Here is a 19,971-nt window from a genome sequence, read left to right as displayed (position 1 = left end):
TGAATTGCCCTCACAGAGTGCGATGAGAGTCGGAATCCGATGTGGAGGTCACGGCGCGTGGTGCGTCGCCGGTCCTGAGCGTGAAGTTGCCGTCACGGAAGGCGGCATCTCTAAATTGAATGTAAGCGGTGCCCGCGCGCCAATGTCGAGCTCCGTAGTGGTCGAGGTGGATCGGCGCGGTCGGAGGACGTACGCGACGGGGACGCACTGCGAAGAGAGCAACATGGAAGAAGACATTTGTCGGAAGTCACGGAACCGTGTACACGTGATACCCGCCGCTGCCGATGCCGGTGCACTCCGGCGCTTGACAGCTTCACCTTCTCGTTGTCGACCCTGTTTCACCAGTGCCTCGGCGGCATCGAAGAGTCGAGTTGCAGCGCTATTCACACCAACGTGGTCAAGGCCCTACCCGGGGACACCACGCCAAGCCGGGAGGACGACCGTTGCCAAAGCTGATATTCGCCAATTCGACCAGCCGTGCGATGGCGGCTCGGCCGGATGACGTCCCGGATGACGCGAAGGACTCCTACCGTTTTCTCGCCAACCGGATGCTGTGGTCGGTGAACGAGGGCGACATGGTGATCCTTCCGGGCAGCATCAGTGATGCCTGGCTGTCGTACGTCACCGAGTTGCTCGGCCTCGCGTCCCCGCCCACTGTGCTCTCCTTGCCTGATTACCCCGGCGACGGGTGGTATCCCGGCGGGCGACCCCAGCTCGCCGAGGCACTGCTCGACCTCATGGCTGGAAGCGTCGGCGACGGTGTCGGCGCCGGCGACGGCGCCGCGGATCCGTGGCGTCTGGAGTGCTACATACACGACCGGGATATCGCGAGCTGGGAACGCCTGCTCGGCATCGGCGCGGAGGAGTCCGTACGCTTCGCGCAGGGGACCGCGGAACTCGTCAACTCCAAATCGGTGTTCCGGTCGATGGCGACGGCCTGCGGCATCCCGGTCGCGGAGGGACGCGTGGTGGATCGCGGACCGGAGCTCGTCGACGGCGTGTCCGAACTGCTCGCCCGCACCGGGGCCGTGATCATCAAGCAGGACGTGAATGCCGGTGGAGACGGCAATATCCTGTTGACGACGGTCGAGGGAGGCAAACAGGCCGGTGCCCACTACGTGGTCCACCTGGCCGCGACGGACCGTGCGACGGTCACGTCGGCACTCAGCCCGTTCGGCCTCACGGACGTGCCCGACCTGCCGGCCGGCGCCAGTCCCGCGCACAGCGTCATCGAGGTCTACCACGAGTCGGCCCGCGAACTGTCCGCCGACGTGTTCGTGCCGCGGACCGGCGCGCCGACGCTGATGAGCTACAGCGACCTGCGCATGGCCGAGACCTGGAAGGGCAGCGTCTACCCGCCACAGGACCTCACGCCCAGACTGCACGCGCATCTGGGTGCCTACATGCAGCAGGTCGCAATCGTCGCCCAGCAACTCGGCTACTACGGCCCGATGAACATCGATGCGATCCTCACCAGGTCAGGCGAACTGCTGTTCAACGAATTCAACGGGCGGGTCGGCGGCACGACCGGCATCGACACCATCGGACGACGGCTGCTGGGCCAGGACTACCTCGACCACTACGTCCTCGCCTCGCGGATCGACGTGCCCGCGCCCGGGTGCGACCTTCTCGCGAAGGCACTGAACGAGCAAGGGCTGCTGTTCACCCGGGGGTCGGATCACGGCGTGATCATCTACAACGACACGACCGAGGACACCGGCACGGTCGAGTATGTGGTGGTCGGCCGGGGATGGGATGAGACGTCCCGTGCCGAGGAACAGCTGGGAAGAGTCCTCAACCGGCTCTGAGCGACCAGCGCGGGTCCGGTAGGCGGGCTGGCTGCGGGTCCGCCCGGCAACCACGTCCATGCTGTCGACACTACGGTGACGGCACCTGGCCGTGGCGGGGCCGAAGGCCGTCGTGCAGGACGGCGAGGATCCGTTGCCTGCCTTGCTGGTCGGGTCCGACCTGCTCCAGCGCCCGCGCGGTGCCGTTCATCAGCCCGATCAGCTCGGGTGTGGCGATGTCCGGGCGTACGACACCGGCCTGCTGCGCTCTGGCCAGCAACTCGCTCATCGCGTCGCGCAGGTCGGCGCCGGCCGAGGCGATCGCCGCCCACACAGCGGCCATCGCCTCGTCGCCTGAGTCGGTGGCGTCGGTGAAAACGTGTTTGATCGTCGACTGCCGGACGGCCTCGGTGAAGAACGCGAAGAAACCGTCAGCGACGTCATCGGCGGCGGCCATCTCCCGCGCGTAGGCGGTGATCGCCCGCAGCCGGGACACGAACACCGCCTCGATCAGGGCAGCCTTCGTCGGGAAATGCCGAAAGACCGTGCCGATCGCCACTCCGGCGAGCTCGGCGAGGTCCTCGGTCGAGGCCGACGGGCCGTCCGCCGCGAAGACCTGCTCGGCGGCGGCCAGGATCCGGGCCCGGTTGCGCTGGGCGTCGGCCCGCATCCGTCTGGGCTGCGGCGGAGGCGAGGAGGATGAGGTCACCGGGACATTATCCAGCGAAGGAAAGTGAGTGACGAACTCCGGTTGACAACATGAGTGACACACTCATATTGTCGGACCCGTGAAGACCATCGTGATGACCGGCGGCACGTCAGGATTCGGCGCGGACACTCGGGCGCGCCTGGCCGCACGGCCAGACACCCGAGTCCTGTCCGGCACCCGCGGCGCCGCGTCGGGCGACCCCGACGCCCTGCCCCTGGACCTCGCGCGGCTGGACAGTGTCCGCGCCTTCGCCGGAGCCATCACCGACCGCCTCGACGGCGCCCCGGTCGACGCGCTCGTGCTGAACGCCGGACTCACCTTCCGCACCGGTGACCAACGCACCGCCGACGGCTTCGAGACCACCTTCGCGGTCAACCACCTCGCGCACTACCTGCTGATCCGGCTGCTGATGTCGCACCTGGCGCCGAAGGCCATCATCATTGTCACCACCAGCGGCACCCACGACCCCGACCACGGCACGCTGCTGCGGACGTCACCCCGACACGCGGACGCCCGTCTGCTGGCCCGCCCCGAGACCGATCCTGGGCGCGACACCGACCCGCGAGCGGCCGGCGGTCGCGCGTACACGTCGTCGAAACTGTGCAACGTGCTGACCGTGCGTGCCCTGGCCGCCCGGCCCGAAGCCCGCAGCGGGCACTGGCGGGTCATGGCGTTCGACCCCGGACCGACCCCCGGCACCGGGCTGCTACGGGACACCTCGCCCGCGATGCGGCTGGCCTGGCGACTGCTCAGCCGGGCGACCCGGCTGATGCCCCGGTTCAACCGCCGCGACGCGGTGGCCGCGGCCCTGGCCGACCTCACCCTCGGCACCGTCACGGCCCCACCCGGGCACTACTACGCCCGCGTCGTGCGCAACCGGCTCACCTGGACCGCTCCGTCGCGCCTGGCCCGCAGCGACGACGCCCGGGACGCCCTGTGGGCCGACAGCGCCGACCTGCTGTCCCTACCCTGACTTGCTGTCCCTGCCCGGTATCCTGCCGTCACGACCTGGGGTGTACGGGCAACCCGAGCAGCGCGGTGGCCCGCCACAGCTCCTTGAGCTCCGGGTTCGTCAGCGCGCGATCCACCACCATCGCGTACGCCATCGCGCCGATCAGCGGATTGCTGCCATCGGCGTCGGCCGCGCCGAGGAAGCTGCCCACCCGGGAACCGTGCGGCGACACGTTCTCGTTCTTCGACTCCACGGTGCCGTTGAGACCCAGCTTCATGATCCCCGATGACGCGTCGTAGCTCAGCGTCAGCAGAAAATAGCTGGTCGTGTCGATCAGGGAGGCGGGGAAGGTGACCGCGTCGGCGGAGCCGCCGTGGCCGGCCCGGATGTCCTTGTTCGACCTGCTGTACTGCAGTCGGTGCTGATGTGCCACCGGGCCGTCCGCCTGCTGCAGGAAGGCCATCGGCTCATCCAACGTGTCCAGCTTCAGGTACGCCGCGACGGTGTAGCTGGCCGGCAGCCGCATGGGCACCTGGTGGATCCGCGTCTGCGACGGCGCGGGGCGTACCCAGGCGAGCGCGTCGAGCTGGGCATCGAGGCGGTACAGCGGCGGCTGGTCGCCGAAGCGGGTCAGGTGGTTGTCGTTGCCGCTGAAGTCCAGCGGCGTGCCGGACCGGAAATCCCAGAAGGCGGTGAGATCTGCGGCGAAGGACAGCTCGCCGAACGGCGATCGGGGGTCGGCGTTCACCGCCGCCCGCGCGAGCGCGAAGTAGCGCAGCAACCCGATCGTCTGGTCGCCGAGCCGGGACGCGTGGATCGGGTCGCACTGCGGCACCGGAAGCCCTTTGGCGAAACCATGCCGGGGGTTGATCGTGTCGAAGGTGCCGACGTACGGGTGCCGCTTGTCGGCGCCGTTCAGGTTCGCCTGGAAGAGCGCGAAGTTGGCCGACTCCAGCGTCGCGAACTCCGCTGCGTTCATGCCGCCGCCGATGACGACCGGGGTACGCGGCGTGTAGCCCGCCAGGTTCTCCCGCAGATGGCGAATGAGGTTGCCGATGTCTTCCCGGTGCGTGTCCGGGTCCGACCGGTCGTAGTCGGGGTTGGCGTTGTGGAACAGCGCGCCGGCCGGCACGACCGAGGTTCCGGTGGCGACCAGCGCCGCGTGCGCGGCGTTGTACCGGTCGACCGCGCCGGTCAGCAGACGTCCACCGAGGGACCAGTTCTCCCTCTTGTCCTTGAAGCCGGTGCCGCCCTCCGCGTGCGGCACGAACACCAGCATGTCGATCGACGGATTCGCGGCGAGGTAGGCGTCGGCGAAGGTGAGATCGGGGGAGAACTCGTCCGACTCCCCGTCGACGTGGTCGAGCATCGCCCGGGACGGCCGGTCGAGGGCACCGTCCTTCGTCCACTGGTACACCTTCGGGTGGAACCGGTCCCGGTCGACGGACTTGTCCCGGCCGATGGTGTGACTGTTGCCGATGCTCAGAATCAGGTGCGCTGTCGCCATTCGATGTGATCCTCCCGAACGGATCCTGCCCGAAGGCATCGACAGGCGGCAAACCCGTCGATGCTACGAGCCGTTTGTCGCCGACGGTCCAATCTGGTGGGCGGCCCGGCTGGCCTCGATGTGCGGCACGTGTTCGATCGCCCAGCTGGCCAGGGCCAGTGCGGGCGGGATCAGGCTCTTGCCGGTCGGGGTCAACGCGTACTCCACCCGGGGCGGGACTTCCGCGTACACCGTCCGGGTGATCAGGCCGTCCCGCTCCAGGTTCCGCAGCGTCAAGGTGAGCATGCGCTGGGAGATTCCCGGGATCTGGTGCTGCAGGTCGGTGAAGCGCAGCGTGCCCCGGTCGAGGGTCACCACGATCAGCAGCGTCCACTTGTTGCAGATCCGGTCGAGGATCGGGCGGATCGTCGCGCCCGCGTCGCCTCGGATCATGCAGGTGTGCTGGTACTCCGACACCGACAACTCCCTGTGCCTCACGCACACGCGTGTGCCTTTTGTAAGCCTCTCGACCGTGCCGCATGATGTGGCTACTTACGGATGGTAACCGTACTGGTGCCGTCGATTTCGCCCGTCGAGGAGCAACCATGGAACTGGCCTACTGGATCATCGCCGCCTTGCTGGCGGTCTTCTACCTCTACGCCGGCGGCAAGAAGGTCGCCCAGAGCCGGGAGCAGCTCCGACCCATGATGGGCTGGGTCGACCGGGTCCCGATGCCGCTGGTCCGGACCATCGGGGTGCTGGAGGTGCTCGGCGCGGCCGGCCTGGTCCTGCCACCGCTGACCGGGATCGCGGCCTGGCTCGCCATCGCCGCCGCGATCGGCCTGGTCCTGGTCCAGGCCGGTGGCATCGTGGTCCACCTGTCCCGGGGTGAGGCCCGGCTGATCGGGCTCAACATCGGCCTGCTGGTGGCCGCTGCCGTGACCGCCTGGCTGGGCACCATCTGGATCTGACCGGGTCAGCCGAGACCAGGGCGCTCACATTCAGACGGGTGCGGTCGGGAAGATCGGGGTGAACGTGTACGCGCGGCCGCAGTAGTCGGGGATCGGGCTGGTGCCGAGCAGCGATACCCGGCAGACCTGGATCACCACCCGGTCGATGCCACGGACGGCGCTGTTCGCGCCGAGATCGGATCGTCGGGCAGCGGCCGGTCCCCAACCGTCGTGTGATGGCGGGACTGGCCGTCGCGCCGCTGGCTGCGATGGCGCCGGCGGTGAGCGCGGCGGCGAGGACGGTCGCCGCGCGCAGGAGGACACGCTTCATCTGCTTCCTTCCGGATGGCGCTGGTGGCTCCTTGCGGGGGGATCCGGTCGGTGCCGGGTCGGGGTGGGCCGGTCACGACACTCGGACCCGGGTGGACGGTCACCGACCGGACAAATGTATTCAAGAATACCAATGCGAGAGTGGGCAGTCACCCGGCACATCGGGCCGTGAGCACTCGCCAATCAACACGTGATCCGGTAGACGATCTTGCCGTTGTGTTCCGGGAAGCCGAGCGACTGGTAGAACGAGCGGGCGGCCGGATTGTCCCGGTCGGTGTTCCACTCCATCCGCGTACAGCCGGGCCGCTCGGCCGCGATCTGCCGGAGCCGGCTGACGAGCTGCGAACCGATACCCCTGCGTCGGCCCGGTTCACGGACGAACAGCTCCTTGAGGAACAGCGAGTGGGTCGATCCGGCCGCCGGCCAGAGATAGGAGTAGGCGGCCAGGCCGAGGTGCTGGCCGCGGTCGTCCTCGGCGATCAGGACGGAAGCGATCGGCGGTACGCCGAACAGCGCCTCTCTGACCTGCTCGACCCGCTCCTCGTAGTCCTGGATGTGGCTCGCCCCGTAGAACCGTTCGATCTCGCCGATGAGGGTCGCGAGCTGCGCCACGTCCTGCGGGGTGGCCTTACGGATCTTGGCTGTCGTCAAGGAACTCTCCCTCTGCCCGCGCCGGGGTCGCCGGCGGCCATGGTGTGTCGGTGCGTGGTGCGCAGGATCAGCCCGGTGTCCGGATGACGCGCTATCGACTGCTGTACATGCCTGATCACATAGTCAAGATCAGCACAGTAGACGGACGGGTTGCGGAATCCGTCTGCGGCCCGGTACCGGTGGGCGATGTGCCCACCGCCGCAGACCTCGACGAGGTCGCAGCGCAGGCAGGTGCCGGCCAGCGTGTCGCGGCCACCTCGCCGTAGCCGTACCTCGGGATGTGCCACGGCGTCGTCCAGACCGTGCGTGAACACGTTCATGCCTACCTGGCTGGCGCCTTTGGCGGTGGCCCGCAACGCGTCGGTGCTCTCGATCCCACCATCGGATTCGATCACCACGACCCCGGACGGGGCGAGGCCGAGCGATTCGACGGAGCCCCGCGCGCCGCAACTGAGCGCCACGATGTCCTCGAGTACCCGGATCTGCGGGACCTGGCCGCTGTCGGCGAGCCAGGCGTCGTAGACCCCGGCGAGCCACCGGCCGTACGCGTCGTCGGGGTGCCCGGCCCGCGGCGGCGGCTCGTCGTACGTCGCGTGTGGCAGGTTGAAGTCGATCATCGGAGGTGCCAGCCCGGCGAGGTGTCGGTACACCTCGACCGGGTCGTTGCCGAGATCCACCACGGCCAGCACCCCGGCGAGCAGGCCGGGCCGGCTGCGCAGCAGCGCGATGCCGCGCTCTGCGGCGGCGGCGGTCGACCTGCCGGCCCGGGTCAACCGGTGCAGATCGTTGGCCTGCGGCGGGCCGTCGAGGCTGACCCCGACGGCGACCTGAAGCCGCTCGAACAGATCGAGCCAGCCAGGATGGACCAGCGTCGCGTTCGTCTGCAGTTGCAGGTGGACGTCGCTGACCGCGCCGACCCGAACGAGAACCGTGCTCAGCAGCGCGTCGAGGTGCGCCACGCCGGCCAGCAGCGGCTCCCCGCCATGCAACACGACGTGTACCCGGTGGAGTCGGTTGCGGATGGCGTATTCGGCTATCCGGTCGGCCGCGGCGCTCGCCACCGGCAACCCCATCCGGGCGGGCAACCGACGCGCCCGCTGGTCGACACGGTTGAACACGTAACAGTAGTCGCAGTCGATGTTGCAGCGGTTGGCGACCTTGAGTACGAACGTGTCGAAGGCGGCCATGACACCGTCGGACGGTCAGCGCTGACCTGATCCGGTCGACGCCGGGTGCCCACCGGAGGCCGGTCGCGGTCCATCGTTGTCGGCCGCGATCCGCTGCTGGACGCGGGCCACGATCTGCGCCAGCGCGGCGGGCGGCGCAGCGGCGCCATGGCCACCGTCGTCCGGCCGGACCGTTGCTCCGGCCGGGGTCGACGAGTCGTTCGGATGAGCCATCTCGAAACCTCGATCTTGTTGATTCGTCGCGTGTTCCTTGCGATTGAAAGCGTAGGCCCGGCAGGAATATCAACGTAAGTGATCCGATTGTTGGTTCGCACTATTTGCGGTACGACAGAGGGCACCCGTTACCAACCCGGTCACCGAATTTCGTTGACCTGCGAGATCGCCGTCCGTACCTGGGCCATTGCCTGTGGCAGACGCAGCTGCTCGTACGTCGCCAGAGCCTCGGCCAGGTCGGACCGCGCCCCATCGAGATCGCCACCCGCGTGCCGGGCGAGGCCGGACAGATACTGCCCACGCGCCTGTTCCAGCGGACATTCGATCTCGCGGGCGATCGCGGCCGCCGCCACTGCGGCTTCGACCGCCTGGCGGTCCTGCGAATGTCGCAGCAGCACCGCGGCACGGTGATTGCGAATCTCCGCCTCGGCGTACCGGTCGCCGGTTTGGGCGGCGATCGCCTCCGCCCGGTCCAACCGCTGTCCGGCGAGTCCCATGTCGCCGGCCTGTCCGGCGAGCAGTCCCAGCTCGGCCAGTGCCGCGCCGGTCCCGGTGCGGCTACCGATCTCCTCGAACACGGCCAGCGCACGCTCCTGGGTCACGGCCGCTCCCGCCGCGTCGCCGGCCAGCCGTTGCACGACGGCCAGCTGTTTGAGACCGGTCGCTTCGACAAAGCGGTCGCCGAGGCCCGCGTTGATCCGTAGTGCCTGCTCGCTGGCGGTGCGGGCGGCGTCGAGTTGCCCGCGGTAGCGGTACACGACGCCCATTTCGTTGAGCGTGTACGCCTGGTGCAACCGGTCGTCGAGTTGTCGGTAGAGGTCGATCGCCTGGCGGTGGCAGTCCAACGCGTACTCGTGGTCGCCTCGCTGGCAGGCGACCACCCCCAGGTCCCGCAGGGCGTTGGCCTGGCCGTACTGGTCTTCCAGGCGTCGGTAGATCTCCAGCGCGGCGGACTGGGCCTGCGCGGACGACCGGTAGCGGCTGGTCTGCCGGTGGACCATCCCGAGATCGGCGAGCGCGTTCGCCTCGATGAGCTGGTCGCCGGCTTCGCGCGCCCGCTGGCGGGACTCGATCTGGGCCTGTTCGGCAGCGCCGTGGTCGCCGGTGAGATACCAGACGATGCCCATCTGGTTGAGCACCGCGGCCTGCCCCGGCGCTTGGTCGAGGCTGCGGTAGATGCCCAGGGCGTCGGTGAACGCCGCCAGCGCGTCGGCGTACGAGCCCATCATGCGCCGGACGACGCCCAGGTTGAGCAGTGCTTCCGCCTCGGCGGTGGAATCACCGGCCGTGTGCGCGGTGTCCGCAGCGGATCGGTGCAGCTTCGCCGCCTGGTCCCACGGACCGGCCTGCCGTAGAAACGGCGCCACCGCAGCGGCGAGCCGGATGACCAGGCGGTGCAGCTGGTGGTCGCGGGCCTGCTCGATACAGGCCAACAGGTTGGCGCGTTCCGATTCCAGCCAGCGGATCGCGCCGGCGCGGCTGGTTATGTCCGGAGCGGCTGCCGGGTCGGCGGCGCGTGGACGTGGATCGAGCCGGACCCTGCTCAGGAACCAGTTCGCGTCGGCGAGCGTGGCAAGATAATGGTTTCCGACGCGTTGCAGGACATCTGTCTGATCGGTGCTCATATCGGACCCCGCCAGCATGGTTCCGTAGTCGCGGACCAGGTCATGCATCCGGTATCGAAGATTTTCATTTTCCTCGATGAGGTGCACCTCGAACAAGCTGTCGAGCCGGTCCTGGGCTTCGTCCGACCCCGTTCCGGCGACCGCGGCAGCTGAATAACGATCGAGATCCTGACCGGGAAATGTGCTGATCTTCCGGAAGAAGTCTTGTGTCTCGGCTGGTAGGTCGTGGTACGACAGATCGAATGCGGCGGCGACGGCGCGGTGTCCGGCCCGGATGTCACGTCGACGGTGCGGGCCACGTCGCAGATGGTGGTCGAGATCGCTGTAGGTCCAGCTCGGATGGTGAATGATCTGGGCGGCGAGCAGCGCGATCGCCAACGGCAGGCCGCCGGAGACATCGACCAGCCGATGTATCGACCCGTCGTCGCCGGCCCGCCCCGATCCGTCGGCTGCCGTGGAATTCCCGGTCCGTCTCGGATCTCTGGTCAGTGACGTGAACATGATCGCGGTATCGGCCCTGGACAACGGGTGCAGGGGGATGGTGACGGCATCGGTGCCGAACAGCCGGCGGCGGCTTGTCACGATCACGAGGCAGGAGCCGTCTCCGGGTAGCAGCGGCTCGATTTGCGGAAAATCAAGGGCATTGTCGAGGATGATGATTTTTCGCTGGTTGTCCAGCCTGCTGCGCCACAGCGACCCGCGTGCCTGGATGACCGCCTGCTGGTCGTCCATCGCCGGTATCGCGTGCGCGGACACCCCGTCGGCGAGGAGGAGGCAGGCGAGTGCGTCGGCGGGCAGGACGGGCCGCTGGCCCACCGTGTGGCCGTTGAGGTTGACGAACAGTTGGCCGTCGGGAAAGCGAGCCGCGAGACGACGGCTGGCGTGTACGGCGAAGCTGGTCTTACCGATCCCGGCCATGCCATCGATCGCGATGATCGGCAGCTGGGATGTGGTGGTGGCGGCCCGCTCGACGACATCCACGAGCCGACTCAGCTCGTCGCTGCGGTCGGTGAAGTCGCCCGCAGCGCGTGGTAGTGACCGCATGACCACCGCGGCTGTCGGTCCCGGCTCCGCCGCCCGTGTCGGCTCTGCGGTTGGTCCGGGTTCGACCGTCGTGGCCAGTCCCACCGCTCGGCGCACCGTGGTCGGTGCGTCCGAGATGAGGGCGAACGTCGCGGTCAGCGCGATGGTAATCAGGGAGAGCGCTGCCAGAGCGAGCCAGGGATGTTGCTGCATGAGTCTGAGCTGACCCGGCCACTCCTGCTCGGAAGCGGCGTTGGTCACCAGGCCGATCATCATGCTGGCAGCGGCAGCGCCGCCTGCGACGACCATGATTGCGCCAGCGCGCCGCATTCCCATCTTTCAACATTAGGATTGTCCCGCTGCTGTCACTGTCGTCAAGCGGCAGACCGACCGATTGTCGGTTTTCGATCGACTAGCTCGGCGCCGCGGGCCGCGTCCGGCCGGAGCCGGTGGCTCTGGGTGCTGAGCCCATGCCGGGCGTGCCGGACGCCGGTCAGCGGGACCGCCGGCGGTGGCCGGCGAGACGAGGGTGATGGGGAGGGGCCCGCCGGCCACCGGGATCATCCGCACGAGGCGTGGGAGTAACAGGCTATCGGAGACGCGTGCCCGGTGGGGTCCACCGGTTGGTCACCGTCCTCGTTGGTCGGCGCGACGTCACTCGTCCGTTCGGGTCCCACAGTATCGTCGACGCTCGATATCGGGCGAGTCGATGGGGCAAACCTACAAGAATCTCGGGTTTTCAAAGATTGATAGTGGTTTCACCGGCGCGTTAGATATTGCACCATTGTGGGTACCCTGGCAAACTCGATCTGCGTACGCCGATGGCGGCGGATCCGCCCAGTGATCAGACTGAGGAGTTGGCGATGGCCATGAGCCGCGACATGCGCCACGAGATCACTGACAACGCATATCCGAGTGGAATTCGCATCGCGTCCGGCGGTGACCCCACCGGAACCGACACGTCCCCACTGGCTGGCCTGCTCTTCTGCGCGCCGTGTCGCCGGCAGATGATCCCGATGACCCGACTCGACGGCCGGACGTACGGCGCGCCGTGCGGTTGTCGGCTGAGCCCGGTCGACGCACGCACCGTCGACCAGGCCGTATTCGACGCTGTCGCAGCACGCTTTCCAGATCTGTTGCGCCGTGCCGGGACGGGAACTGTCACCGAGACCCTGCGCCAGGTGCTGACCGAGGTCCGGATCGGCGGCACCGCCGACGAACTGGAGCTCATCTGGTCCACGTGACCGCACCCGCCAAGAGGCTCTCCCCCGACAGCACACCCGCCTGATTCACTCCCGTCCCGACCGCCCACGCGGTTGGGCTGGCGTCGCGTACGAACGTGCGCCCAATGATGGGCTGGATTGATATGACATGGCGCATCTGCTCGCGGACGAGTTCTTCCTGCTCGCCCATCACGACGTCACCGGTCGGCCCAGGCTGCATCCACGTGCGGTCGGCCTCGGCCTGGCAAGTGCGGTTGTCGGGGAGCTGGTCACCACGGGCGCGGTGACCGTCAGCTCGGGACACATGTGGGTGGTCGACCCGGGTGCACCCGGTGACCCGTTGGGCCGGTCGGTGCTCGGGCTGCTCCTCGACGAGCCTGCGCACACCGCCGTCCGAACCTGGCTCGCCGTGCTGTCCGAACGGGCGCACCGGCATGTCGCGCGACGGCTCGTCGCCGCCGGGGTGCTGCGGGCCGAACAATCCCGCCGACTGATGCGTACCCGCACCGTGTACGTGCCGGTGGACATGAACACGGCGGCCTGGCCCTGGGCACGGCTGTCGATGCGACTGCGCCGGCTGGAGCCACTCGACGAGGCCGACCTGTTCCTCGCCGGGCTGGCCACTCAGACCGGGCTGGACACCTACCTGCTCGACGGTGCCGACCCTGAGGTCGGCCAGCACCTCGCCGTGCTGCTGCACCAGATGCGGCCGACGTTTCGGGACCTGCTGGTCCACACCGGCGCGGCGGTCGGCAACGCCGTGCTGTCCGGTCGGGCCTGACCGCCACCCGACGACCCGATTTGGCCACCACCGTTCACCATGGAGGAACCTATGACCACGACCACACCGACGACCGCTGTCCGGACCGCCACCCACGACGACGTTCCACAAGCGGCGACCCTGCTCACCGAGGCGTTTCTGATCGCGCCCGTGTCGCGGTGGCTCGTCGGCGACATCGACGCGCGGGTCACCACCTTCCGGACGCTGTTCACCATCGAACTGGAGCACGCCCTGGACAGCGGCGCCCCGGTCTACATCGCCGGCCCGTACAGCGGGGTGGCGATCTGGCGTGACCAGCAGCGACCGCTACCCGCCGGCCACGTCACCGCCCACCAGCGCCGACTGCTGCTCGCCGCCGGCATCTGGCAGCACCGGATCGCCACTCTCGACGCGGTGCTGCGGTCGCATCAGCCGGATGAGCCGCACCACCACCTCGCGTACCTCGGGGTGACGCCGTGGCTGCAGGGCCGGGGTGTCGGCACCGCACTGCTGGAGTACCACCACCGGCTGCTCGACTGCTCGGCGCTGCCGGCGTACCTGGAAGCCACCACCCCGCGTAACCGGGATCTCTACCTGTGCCACGGGTACGTCTCGCGCGGGCCGATCCAGCTGCCGGACGGACCGCCGGTCTGGCCGATGTGGCGTACGCCACGGTAGTTTGGTGACCGACGACTCTGGCGGGCTCCGCAGACGACGTGAACGCGCGGGAACCAGCAGGCAGCGGCACGCGACTACCTCAACGTGCCATACGTCCGCCTACCCGGGACGCCGGGTGATCAACCTGTCGAGAGGTTCCCGTCAATGCAATCCACCCTGCGCCGCGCCGCCCGGGTCGGTGCCGTCGCGGCCGCCGCCGGCGGCCTCGTGCTGCTCGCCGGCGCACCGGCAGCCGCCCATGTGACCGTCACCCCCAGCGTCACCACCGCCGGCTCGTACACCGTGCTGACCGTCTCGGTACCGCACGGCTGCGACGGCTCGGCCACCACCGAGGTCGCCATCCAGATCCCGGAACCGATCAACGCGGTCACGCCCACCGTCAACCAGGGTTGGACGGTGGCGAAGGTGATGGCCGAGCTGGACCCGCCGGTCACCGACAGCCACGGCAACGAGCTCACCGAGCGGGTCACCGAGATCGTCTACACCGCCAAGACGCCGCTGCCCGACGATCACCGGGACGCCTTCGAGCTGTCCCTGCGGCTGCCCGAAACTCCTGGCGAGACCCTGATCTTCCCCGCCGTCCAGACCTGCGAGCAGGGCGAGACGGCCTGGGCCCAGGTGCCCGAGGACGGTCAGGACGGCCACGAGCTGGACCACCCCGCACCGTCGTTCGTACTGACCGCGGCCGAGGACGACGGCGAGCACGCCGGCGACGGCGCGAGCAGCGACGACGAGGTCGGCGAGGACGGCGACGCCGCCTCACCGGAGCTGGCGGCCGCCAGCTCGACCACCGACGCAGGTGGCGGTTCCCTCGCCGGCTGGTTCGGTCTGTTCCTCGGCCTGCTGGGCTTCCTCGCCGGTGCGCTGGCGCTGCACCGGACCAGGAAGACCGCGTAGGCGTGCGCTCACCGCACCGGCCGCGCCGCAGGGCGCGGCCGGGCCGCGGCGCATCGCGGGTACGGCGGGCGGGTCGGGTCGCCGTACCCGCGATGGTGCTCGGCGTGCTGTTGACGCTCGCCGCGCCCGCCGGCCCGGCCGCCGCGCACGCGACGCTACTCGGCACCGACCCGGCCGACGGGGCGCTGCTCGCCGAGGCGCCCGCCCGGGTCACGCTGACCTTCAACGAGCAGGTCCAGCTGCGCGCCGGCGGTATCCAGCTGCTCGACGCGGCCGGCACTGCGCTCGACGCGTCGGCCCGCTCGGTCGACACCACGGTCGTGATCGATCTGCCGCCGGAGCTGACCGACGGTACGTACGTGGTCAGCTATCGGGTGATCTCGGCTGACAGCCATCCGGTGGCCGGCGGGTTCAGCTTCGCGATCGGTGCGCCGAGCGCCGGCAGTGTCATCATCCCGGTCGCCGAACCCGGTGCCGGCCTGCGGGTGTTGCGTCCGGTCACCGAGGCGGTGCTGTACGTCGGTGTGCTCGCCAGCGCCGGGCTGGCTGTCTTCGGGTACGCGTTCGTGCGTGGTCCGGCCAGCGCGGATGCCCTCGCCGCGCTGCGTCGCCGGCAGCGCCGGGGCGTACGGGCGCTCGGCGCACTGGCGTTGGCCGCGCTGATCGTCATGCCCCCGGTGGTCACCGGGTGGCAGGACGCAGCGGAGGTGTCCGCGCTGGCCAGTCTGGCTACCTGGCGCGACGGGTACGGATCCGACCTGGGTCTGGCGGCCGGGCTCACCGCGGCCGGTGTCGTCGTGGTCCTGGTCGCCGTCGGCGGCCGGCGGGTCGGGCCCGGCCGGGGCCGGGCAGGTGCCGCTGCGGTCTTCGCGGGTGCCGCGCTCGCCCTTGGCGCTCTGGCCGTCGTCGGGCACACCCGTAGCACCGGACCGGCCTGGCTGGTCCTCGGTGCCGACCTGTTGCATGTGGTCACCGCCGCGGTCTGGGTCGGTGGCGTCCTCGGCCTGTGGCAGGTGCTGGCCGACCGGTCCGGCGAGCTGCCGACCGAACTTCGGGCCCGGTCCGTGGCCGGGTTCTCCCAGGCGGCCGCCGCCGCGGTGGCGTTGCTCGGGCTGGCCGGGGTGCTGCTGGGCTGGCGGATCCTCGGTTCCTGGTCGGCGTTGACCGACACCACGTACGGCCAGCTGCTGCTCGCCAAGGTCGCGGTGGTGGCGGTGCTGCTCGGCATCGCCGGTTGGAACCGCTACCGGCTGGTGCCCCGGGTGGTCCGCCCGGGTAGCGAGCCGGCCGCCTCGCGGGTGCTGCGACGCACCGTACGGGCGGAAGCGGTGCTGCTCGTCGCGGTGCTCGCCATCACCGGAGTGCTGGTCACCCGCGACCCGACCGGTGGTGCCACCGGGGCCCGGCCGGTCGACGGTGCCCAGACCGTGGCCGGCGCCCGTACCGTCGACGGCGTTCTCGGTGACGGTACGGTACGGGTCCGGATAACCCCCGGTACGACCGGGATCAACGCGTTGGAGCTGGCACTGTTCGACGGCGCGGGACAGCCGCTGGAGCCGGTGGCCGCGCCGACGGTGACCGTCAGCCAGCCTGAGCTCGGGGTGGGACCGCTGCAACGCCGACTGTCCCAGGTGGGCACCGGCCGGTACGAGGCGGTCGCCGACTTCCCGTTGGCCGGCGAGTGGGTGGTCACCGTCAACGCCCGTACCTCCCGGTTCGACAGCCCGATCGCGACACTGTCGGTGGTGATCCCATGAGTTGGCTGCTCGGCCGGCGGCTGGCCGGTCGCCTGCTGCTGGCGCCCGCGCTGGGAGCGGTGCTCGCCGGCGTCGCCGCCGGTGGGCTGGCGACGCCGGCGGCCGCCCACACCCAACTGGCCGGTGCGCAGCCCAACGGTGCCGGCGCGACCACATTGACCTTCACCTTCGACCACGGCTGCGACACCGCCGACACCACCGAGTTGTCGGTGCGCATGCCCGAGGGCGCGATCGCCGCGACCGCCACCGGACAGCCACCGGGCTGGACCGCCGAGGTCACGCCGAGCCGGGTCGACTGGGCCGGGCCGGCGATCGACGACGCGCAGATCGCCGCCGGGGCCGCCGAGTTCTCGGTGCTGGTGCGGCTGACCGGCGCCGTGGGCCAGACGTTCTGGTTTCCCGCCGTGCAGCGGTGCGCCGACGGGTCGGGCTACGACTGGACCGGCACCGAGCCGGACACGGAGCGTCCGGCACCGTCGCTGGTCGCCACCGCGGCGGTGCTGACCCCGGCGGCCGGTCCGGGCGCCGATGCGGGGTCCACCTCGGCGGTGGGCCGGGCGGCGGACACCGCGGACGGTGCCGACCTGCCGCAGGTGCTGGTCGCGCTGGCGGTGCTGGTGACCGGGGCCGGCCTGGTCGGCCTCCGGATCAGCGCGGCCAGTGGCCCCGGTTGATGGGCACCCGGTGCAGGACCCGGCAGGGGAGTTCGGCCCCGCACCGGCAGGTGCGCCGCCACCGTCGCCATGACCACTGCGGGCGGTGCCGGCGGGCCAGCGTCGCCGCGACGGCGAACAGGTACTCGTCGTACGAGACCACGGTCCCTCCTGTCAGGACTGTCCGGGTGCGACGGGCGCAGGGAGCCGAGGGGCTGGTCACCGCGGTGCGCCGGGGGCGTCAGAGGCCGGGGTACGGCGCCGAGGGCTCTCCACTGACACCCGGCGCCGTACCCCGTACTGACGACGGTAAAGGACCGTAGGCGGCTTTTGCGTAACCGACGGTTACGTTGCGTGCCCTTCAGGCGAGAGCGGATCGATCCCCATCCGGACCGCGAGTTGCCGCAGCTCGTCGGAGCCACCGCGCAGCGGGGAGTCGCGGACCATGTGCGCGATGATCTCGCGTACGGCGGCCCGGCTGCGGGTCTCGTGCGGGGCGATCGACTCGGCCCGCAGGAAGGCGCGAACCGCCTCCTCGTTGCGTTTGGCGGCGTGCAGCCCGCGCCCGGCGTCCATGTGCAGCCTGGCCCGTCGCTGCGGGGTCCGCAGCGTGCTCTGATCCACCTGGCGGGCCAGCTCGGGAGCCTTGGCCGGTTCGCCGTTCTCCAGCACCACCCCGACCCGCCACACCGCCACGTTGGCCGTGGTGAACTCCATCCGCCACGGATCGCCGGCGGTACGACGGGCAGCGGCCTCGGCCTCGGCCAGGTGTCCCTCGGCGAGGTCGTACTGGCTGAGACTGGCCGCCGACATCGCCGCGTGCAGGTTCAACATGCCGTACCAGGCGCGGCACTCGTCGGTGCCGCAGCGCCGCTGGATCTTCTCAGCTGCCGTACTGGCCAGGGTCCAGGACCGCTTGCGTAGTCCAGTGGCCAGGATCGCCTGTGCCAGCGCGTAGTCGGCGGCGGCGACGCAGGCCGGGTCGGCGGTGAGCTCGGCGGCCCGTACCGCGCGCTCGGCCAGCCGCATCGCCAGATCGACGTGGCCCTGCGGCTTGAGCGCCAGTGAGCCGGTGACCAGGGCCTGGACGGCGATGCGGTGGGCGACCGGGTCGTCGTCGACGTTCGCCGTCGAGCGGACGTCGCAGATCAGCCGGGGCAACAGCACCCCGAGCGTCGGGTTGTCGCAGGCCATCCGGGCCCGCATCGCCCGGTCCGCCTCGGCGGCGAGCTGCGCCGCCGGGCGGGCGGTGGCCGGTTCGTCGTCGTCCATCGCCTTGCGGATCGCCGGTACGGCGGCGTACAGCGCGAGATCGTTGCGGGATCTCGGCAGGTACGGCTGCGCCGTCAGATCCGTGGTGGAAACCCCGAGAGCAGAGGCGAGCGCGATCAGCATCGACCGTTTGGTCACCGCCCGCTTGCCGTTTTCGATCATTGAGACGTACTCGCGGCTTACCCCGATCTCGGCGGCGAGCTGTTGCTGCGTCATACCCGCGATGTCACGCCACCGCGCGACCCGCAGGCCGATGTATTCCTCCGGCATCGGAGTACCTCCCACGCCGACGGTACGGTTCGAACGGCACGACGTCGACCAATGTAACGCGCTGTTACCCGGTTCTCGCCATGTGGCGGACCCGCTCGGGCCGCCCGTTCGGCCGGCTCGCTCAGCCTGCCAGCGCGGCGTTGGCTTGCGCGAGGAACTCCTCGGCGGCCTGTCGCGGAGTGGCCTGGCCGGCCTGCACGCTCTCCGCCGCGGTGATGAGCAGGGCACGGATCCGGACGTGGCCACGCGGTGGGGGCACCGGTGCCGACCCGTACAACTCGGCCATCTCCTGTTCGAACGCGACCGACACCTTCATCTTCTCGTCGGCGAGCGTCGTCTGCACGGCCTCGCGGACCTCGAGATTAGAGCTGAGGCCGCGCTCGGTGCCGAGGACCCGGCCCGCCTGTGGATCGTTGACCAGGAAATCGATCACATCGACCACGACCTGCGGATGCCGGGTGCCACGGAAACCGGCCCAGTACATCGAAGCTCGTGCCCACTGGCCGGACGGATCGCCCGGATAGGACACCACGCGTAGGTCGTCAGAGGTGTGTTTCTGCAGTTCGGCGAGTTGGTTCGACCACATGAACGAGGTAGCCGCCGCCCCGGTGACGACCAGTTGCTGGGTCACGTCGCCGCTGTTGGCCGCCGCTATCACCGCGACGCTCGGGGTGGCGTCGCGCTCCCGCGCCCGCTGCCACAACTCGAACCAGGCGGTCAGCTCTGCGGTGCCGAACCCCATCTGACGGCCCCGGTAGAGTTCCATGTCCTGTGAACGCAGCCAGAGCCAGAGGGCCTTGTAGTCGCCGGACGGATCCATGGTGCCGGCGACCTCGCCCTCGGTGCGCACGGTGATCTCGCTGGCCCAGTCGATGAGTTCGTCGTAGCTCATCCCGATCGTCGGTTCGGCCACGCCGAGCTCGTCGACGAGCGTCTTGTTGTAGATCATGCCGGGTGTGTTGGCCGCGGCGGCGACCGCCACCGTCCGGCCACCGAGCTGTCCGTACTGGACCAGACTGTTGGGAAACTGCGAAAGATCGAGTTCGTCACTGTCGACGTACCCGGTCAGGTCCAGCACGACATCCCGTTCGGCGTACTCGGTCAGGTAGTTGTCGTCGATCTGGAACAGGTCAGGTGCGTTACCGGCGGCAGCCTGGCTGGACAATTTGTCGTAGTAGCCGCTGTAGCCCTGCCAGGTCACCTTGAATCTCACCCCGGGGTTGCGGGTGCTGTAGACATCGAGTGCCTGTTGGGTCAGCTCGGCCCGGCGCTCGGCGCCCCACCAGAAGATGGACAGCTCGACCGGTCCGTCGTCGGTCTCGCCGGTGGTGCCCACGCCGCACCCGGCCGCCGCGATGGTGACAGCGAGTACGACCGCCAGTGTGCGGGGGAATGCTCCACGTGTTGAGGTCGTGGATGGTGGCACGAGTTTCTCCTGATCAGGGCGGGTCGACCGGTCGGCGGCCCGACCATTTACACAAGTCGACCCGGTGGGTGTCAACGGTCCGATCGGTCGATCGTCGAACTGCCGATGATCGACGCGTTGAC

The 19,971-nt window shown here is 69.6% G+C and carries 19 protein-coding genes; 9 read left to right on the top strand and 10 right to left on the bottom strand.

All coding sequences use genetic code 11. From position 1 onward, the window contains the following. The first annotated feature begins 443 nt into the window (after positions 1 to 443). Positions 444 to 1,808, top strand: a complete 1,365-nt coding sequence (locus ACN27F_RS11925) for a peptide ligase PGM1-related protein (protein WP_421433361.1) — start codon at positions 444 to 446, stop codon at positions 1,806 to 1,808. A gap of 70 nt (positions 1,809 to 1,878) precedes the next feature. Here the strand turns inward: ACN27F_RS11925 and ACN27F_RS11920 are convergent, their stop codons facing one another. Then, positions 1,879 to 2,496 (bottom strand): TetR/AcrR family transcriptional regulator, encoded by a 618-nt coding sequence (locus ACN27F_RS11920; RefSeq protein WP_421433360.1) that lies wholly within the window; start codon positions 2,494 to 2,496, stop codon positions 1,879 to 1,881. Between the two features lie 79 nt (positions 2,497 to 2,575). Between ACN27F_RS11920 and ACN27F_RS11915 the strand changes: the two genes are divergently transcribed. Beyond that, complete coding sequence (locus tag ACN27F_RS11915) at positions 2,576 to 3,469, top strand: SDR family NAD(P)-dependent oxidoreductase (RefSeq protein ID WP_421433359.1); 894 nt, start codon at positions 2,576 to 2,578, stop codon at positions 3,467 to 3,469. Between the two features lie 28 nt (positions 3,470 to 3,497). On the opposite strand, the gene ACN27F_RS11910 is transcribed toward ACN27F_RS11915, so the two are convergent. Both ACN27F_RS11910 and ACN27F_RS11905 read right to left on the bottom strand, forming a co-directional pair. Then, positions 3,498 to 4,955, bottom strand: a complete 1,458-nt coding sequence (locus ACN27F_RS11910) for a LamG-like jellyroll fold domain-containing protein (RefSeq protein WP_421433358.1) — start codon at positions 4,953 to 4,955, stop codon at positions 3,498 to 3,500. 63 nt (positions 4,956 to 5,018) lie between these two features. Next, positions 5,019 to 5,411 (bottom strand): winged helix-turn-helix transcriptional regulator, encoded by a 393-nt coding sequence (locus ACN27F_RS11905; RefSeq protein ID WP_421433357.1) that lies wholly within the window; start codon positions 5,409 to 5,411, stop codon positions 5,019 to 5,021. A 128-nt stretch (positions 5,412 to 5,539) separates the two neighbouring features. Between ACN27F_RS11905 and ACN27F_RS11900 the strand changes: the two genes are divergently transcribed. Next, on the top strand, positions 5,540 to 5,905 hold the full coding sequence (locus ACN27F_RS11900) for a DoxX family protein (protein WP_421433356.1): 366 nt from the start codon (positions 5,540 to 5,542) through the stop codon (positions 5,903 to 5,905). A 492-nt stretch (positions 5,906 to 6,397) separates the two neighbouring features. Here ACN27F_RS11900 and ACN27F_RS11895 read toward each other — a convergent pair whose 3' ends face one another. From ACN27F_RS11895 to ACN27F_RS11880, 4 genes are all read right to left on the bottom strand, one after another. Continuing rightward, positions 6,398 to 6,865: a GNAT family N-acetyltransferase gene (locus ACN27F_RS11895; protein ID WP_421433355.1), complete on the bottom strand. Its 468-nt coding sequence runs from the start codon at positions 6,863 to 6,865 to the stop codon at positions 6,398 to 6,400. Further along, positions 6,862 to 8,052: an FxsB family cyclophane-forming radical SAM/SPASM peptide maturase gene (locus tag ACN27F_RS11890; protein ID WP_421433354.1), complete on the bottom strand. Its 1,191-nt coding sequence runs from the start codon at positions 8,050 to 8,052 to the stop codon at positions 6,862 to 6,864. The genes ACN27F_RS11895 and ACN27F_RS11890 overlap by 4 nt, the downstream gene beginning before the upstream one ends. A 15-nt stretch (positions 8,053 to 8,067) precedes the next feature. After that, positions 8,068 to 8,265, bottom strand: coding sequence for a hypothetical protein (locus ACN27F_RS11885; protein WP_421433352.1), 198 nt, complete (start codon positions 8,263 to 8,265; stop codon positions 8,068 to 8,070). Between the two features lie 140 nt (positions 8,266 to 8,405). Beyond that, entirely contained in the window at positions 8,406 to 11,174 is a 2,769-nt protein-coding gene (locus ACN27F_RS11880; protein WP_421433351.1) for an ATP-binding protein, read from the bottom strand. Positions 11,175 to 11,776: 602 nt separating this feature from the next. Here ACN27F_RS11880 and ACN27F_RS11875 point away from each other — a divergent pair. The 6 genes from ACN27F_RS11875 to ACN27F_RS11850 all read left to right on the top strand — a co-directional run bounded on the left by ACN27F_RS11875 (position 11,777) and on the right by ACN27F_RS11850 (position 16,902). Next, on the top strand, positions 11,777 to 12,157 hold the full coding sequence (locus ACN27F_RS11875) for a zinc ribbon domain-containing protein (protein WP_421433349.1): 381 nt from the start codon (positions 11,777 to 11,779) through the stop codon (positions 12,155 to 12,157). A gap of 127 nt (positions 12,158 to 12,284) precedes the next feature. Beyond that, on the top strand, positions 12,285 to 12,917 hold the full coding sequence (locus ACN27F_RS11870) for a GOLPH3/VPS74 family protein (RefSeq protein WP_421433347.1): 633 nt from the start codon (positions 12,285 to 12,287) through the stop codon (positions 12,915 to 12,917). A gap of 51 nt (positions 12,918 to 12,968) precedes the next feature. Further along, positions 12,969 to 13,574 (top strand): GNAT family N-acetyltransferase, encoded by a 606-nt coding sequence (locus ACN27F_RS11865; protein ID WP_421433345.1) that lies wholly within the window; start codon positions 12,969 to 12,971, stop codon positions 13,572 to 13,574. Positions 13,575 to 13,718: 144 nt separating this feature from the next. Then, a complete protein-coding gene (locus ACN27F_RS11860) occupies positions 13,719 to 14,471 on the top strand; it encodes a YcnI family protein (RefSeq protein WP_421433344.1) in 753 nt (250 codons plus the stop codon). 2 nt (positions 14,472 to 14,473) lie between these two features. Further along, positions 14,474 to 16,228, top strand: coding sequence for a copper resistance CopC/CopD family protein (locus tag ACN27F_RS11855; protein ID WP_421433343.1), 1,755 nt, complete (start codon positions 14,474 to 14,476; stop codon positions 16,226 to 16,228). Continuing rightward, on the top strand, positions 16,225 to 16,902 hold the full coding sequence (locus ACN27F_RS11850) for a DUF1775 domain-containing protein (protein WP_421433342.1): 678 nt from the start codon (positions 16,225 to 16,227) through the stop codon (positions 16,900 to 16,902). The genes ACN27F_RS11855 and ACN27F_RS11850 overlap by 4 nt, the downstream gene beginning before the upstream one ends. On the opposite strand, the gene ACN27F_RS11845 is transcribed toward ACN27F_RS11850, so the two are convergent. The 3 genes from ACN27F_RS11845 to ACN27F_RS11835 form a co-directional block, all read right to left on the bottom strand. Next, complete coding sequence (locus tag ACN27F_RS11845) at positions 16,877 to 17,044, bottom strand: hypothetical protein (RefSeq protein WP_421433341.1); 168 nt, start codon at positions 17,042 to 17,044, stop codon at positions 16,877 to 16,879. The genes ACN27F_RS11850 and ACN27F_RS11845 overlap by 26 nt on opposite strands. A 182-nt stretch (positions 17,045 to 17,226) precedes the next feature. Further along, positions 17,227 to 18,423 carry a helix-turn-helix domain-containing protein gene (locus ACN27F_RS11840; RefSeq protein WP_421433340.1) on the bottom strand — a complete coding sequence of 399 codons (1,197 nt, stop codon included), beginning with the start codon at positions 18,421 to 18,423 and terminating at the stop codon, positions 17,227 to 17,229. A 121-nt stretch (positions 18,424 to 18,544) separates the two neighbouring features. Beyond that, positions 18,545 to 19,849 (bottom strand): ABC transporter substrate-binding protein, encoded by a 1,305-nt coding sequence (locus tag ACN27F_RS11835; RefSeq protein WP_421433339.1) that lies wholly within the window; start codon positions 19,847 to 19,849, stop codon positions 18,545 to 18,547. Positions 19,850 to 19,971 lie beyond the last annotated feature (122 nt).

It is taken from the genome of Solwaraspora sp. WMMB335, from assembly GCF_049179075.1.
Classification (GTDB): Bacteria; Actinomycetota; Actinomycetes; order Mycobacteriales; family Micromonosporaceae; genus Micromonospora_E.
Note: the sequence above shows the minus strand (reverse complement) of the source record. Positions and strands in the feature narration are given on the sequence as shown.

What these genes read in the sequence shown, in the direction of transcription:
- ACN27F_RS11840 (WP_421433340.1), bottom strand. Translation starts at nt 18,423, where the DNA reads ATGCCGGAGGAATACATCGGCCTGCGGGTCGCGCGGTGGCGTGACATC.
- ACN27F_RS11890 (WP_421433354.1), bottom strand. Translation starts at nt 8,052, where the DNA reads ATGGCCGCCTTCGACACGTTCGTACTCAAGGTCGCCAACCGCTGCAAC.
- ACN27F_RS11865 (WP_421433345.1), top strand. Translation starts at nt 12,969, where the DNA reads ATGACCACGACCACACCGACGACCGCTGTCCGGACCGCCACCCACGAC.
- ACN27F_RS11900 (WP_421433356.1), top strand. Translation starts at nt 5,540, where the DNA reads ATGGAACTGGCCTACTGGATCATCGCCGCCTTGCTGGCGGTCTTCTAC.
- ACN27F_RS11910 (WP_421433358.1), bottom strand. Translation starts at nt 4,955, where the DNA reads ATGGCGACAGCGCACCTGATTCTGAGCATCGGCAACAGTCACACCATC.
- ACN27F_RS11870 (WP_421433347.1), top strand. Translation starts at nt 12,285, where the DNA reads ATGGCGCATCTGCTCGCGGACGAGTTCTTCCTGCTCGCCCATCACGAC.
- ACN27F_RS11875 (WP_421433349.1), top strand. Translation starts at nt 11,777, where the DNA reads ATGGCCATGAGCCGCGACATGCGCCACGAGATCACTGACAACGCATAT.
- ACN27F_RS11885 (WP_421433352.1), bottom strand. Translation starts at nt 8,265, where the DNA reads ATGGCTCATCCGAACGACTCGTCGACCCCGGCCGGAGCAACGGTCCGG.
- ACN27F_RS11850 (WP_421433342.1), top strand. Translation starts at nt 16,225, where the DNA reads ATGAGTTGGCTGCTCGGCCGGCGGCTGGCCGGTCGCCTGCTGCTGGCG.
- ACN27F_RS11860 (WP_421433344.1), top strand. Translation starts at nt 13,719, where the DNA reads ATGCAATCCACCCTGCGCCGCGCCGCCCGGGTCGGTGCCGTCGCGGCC.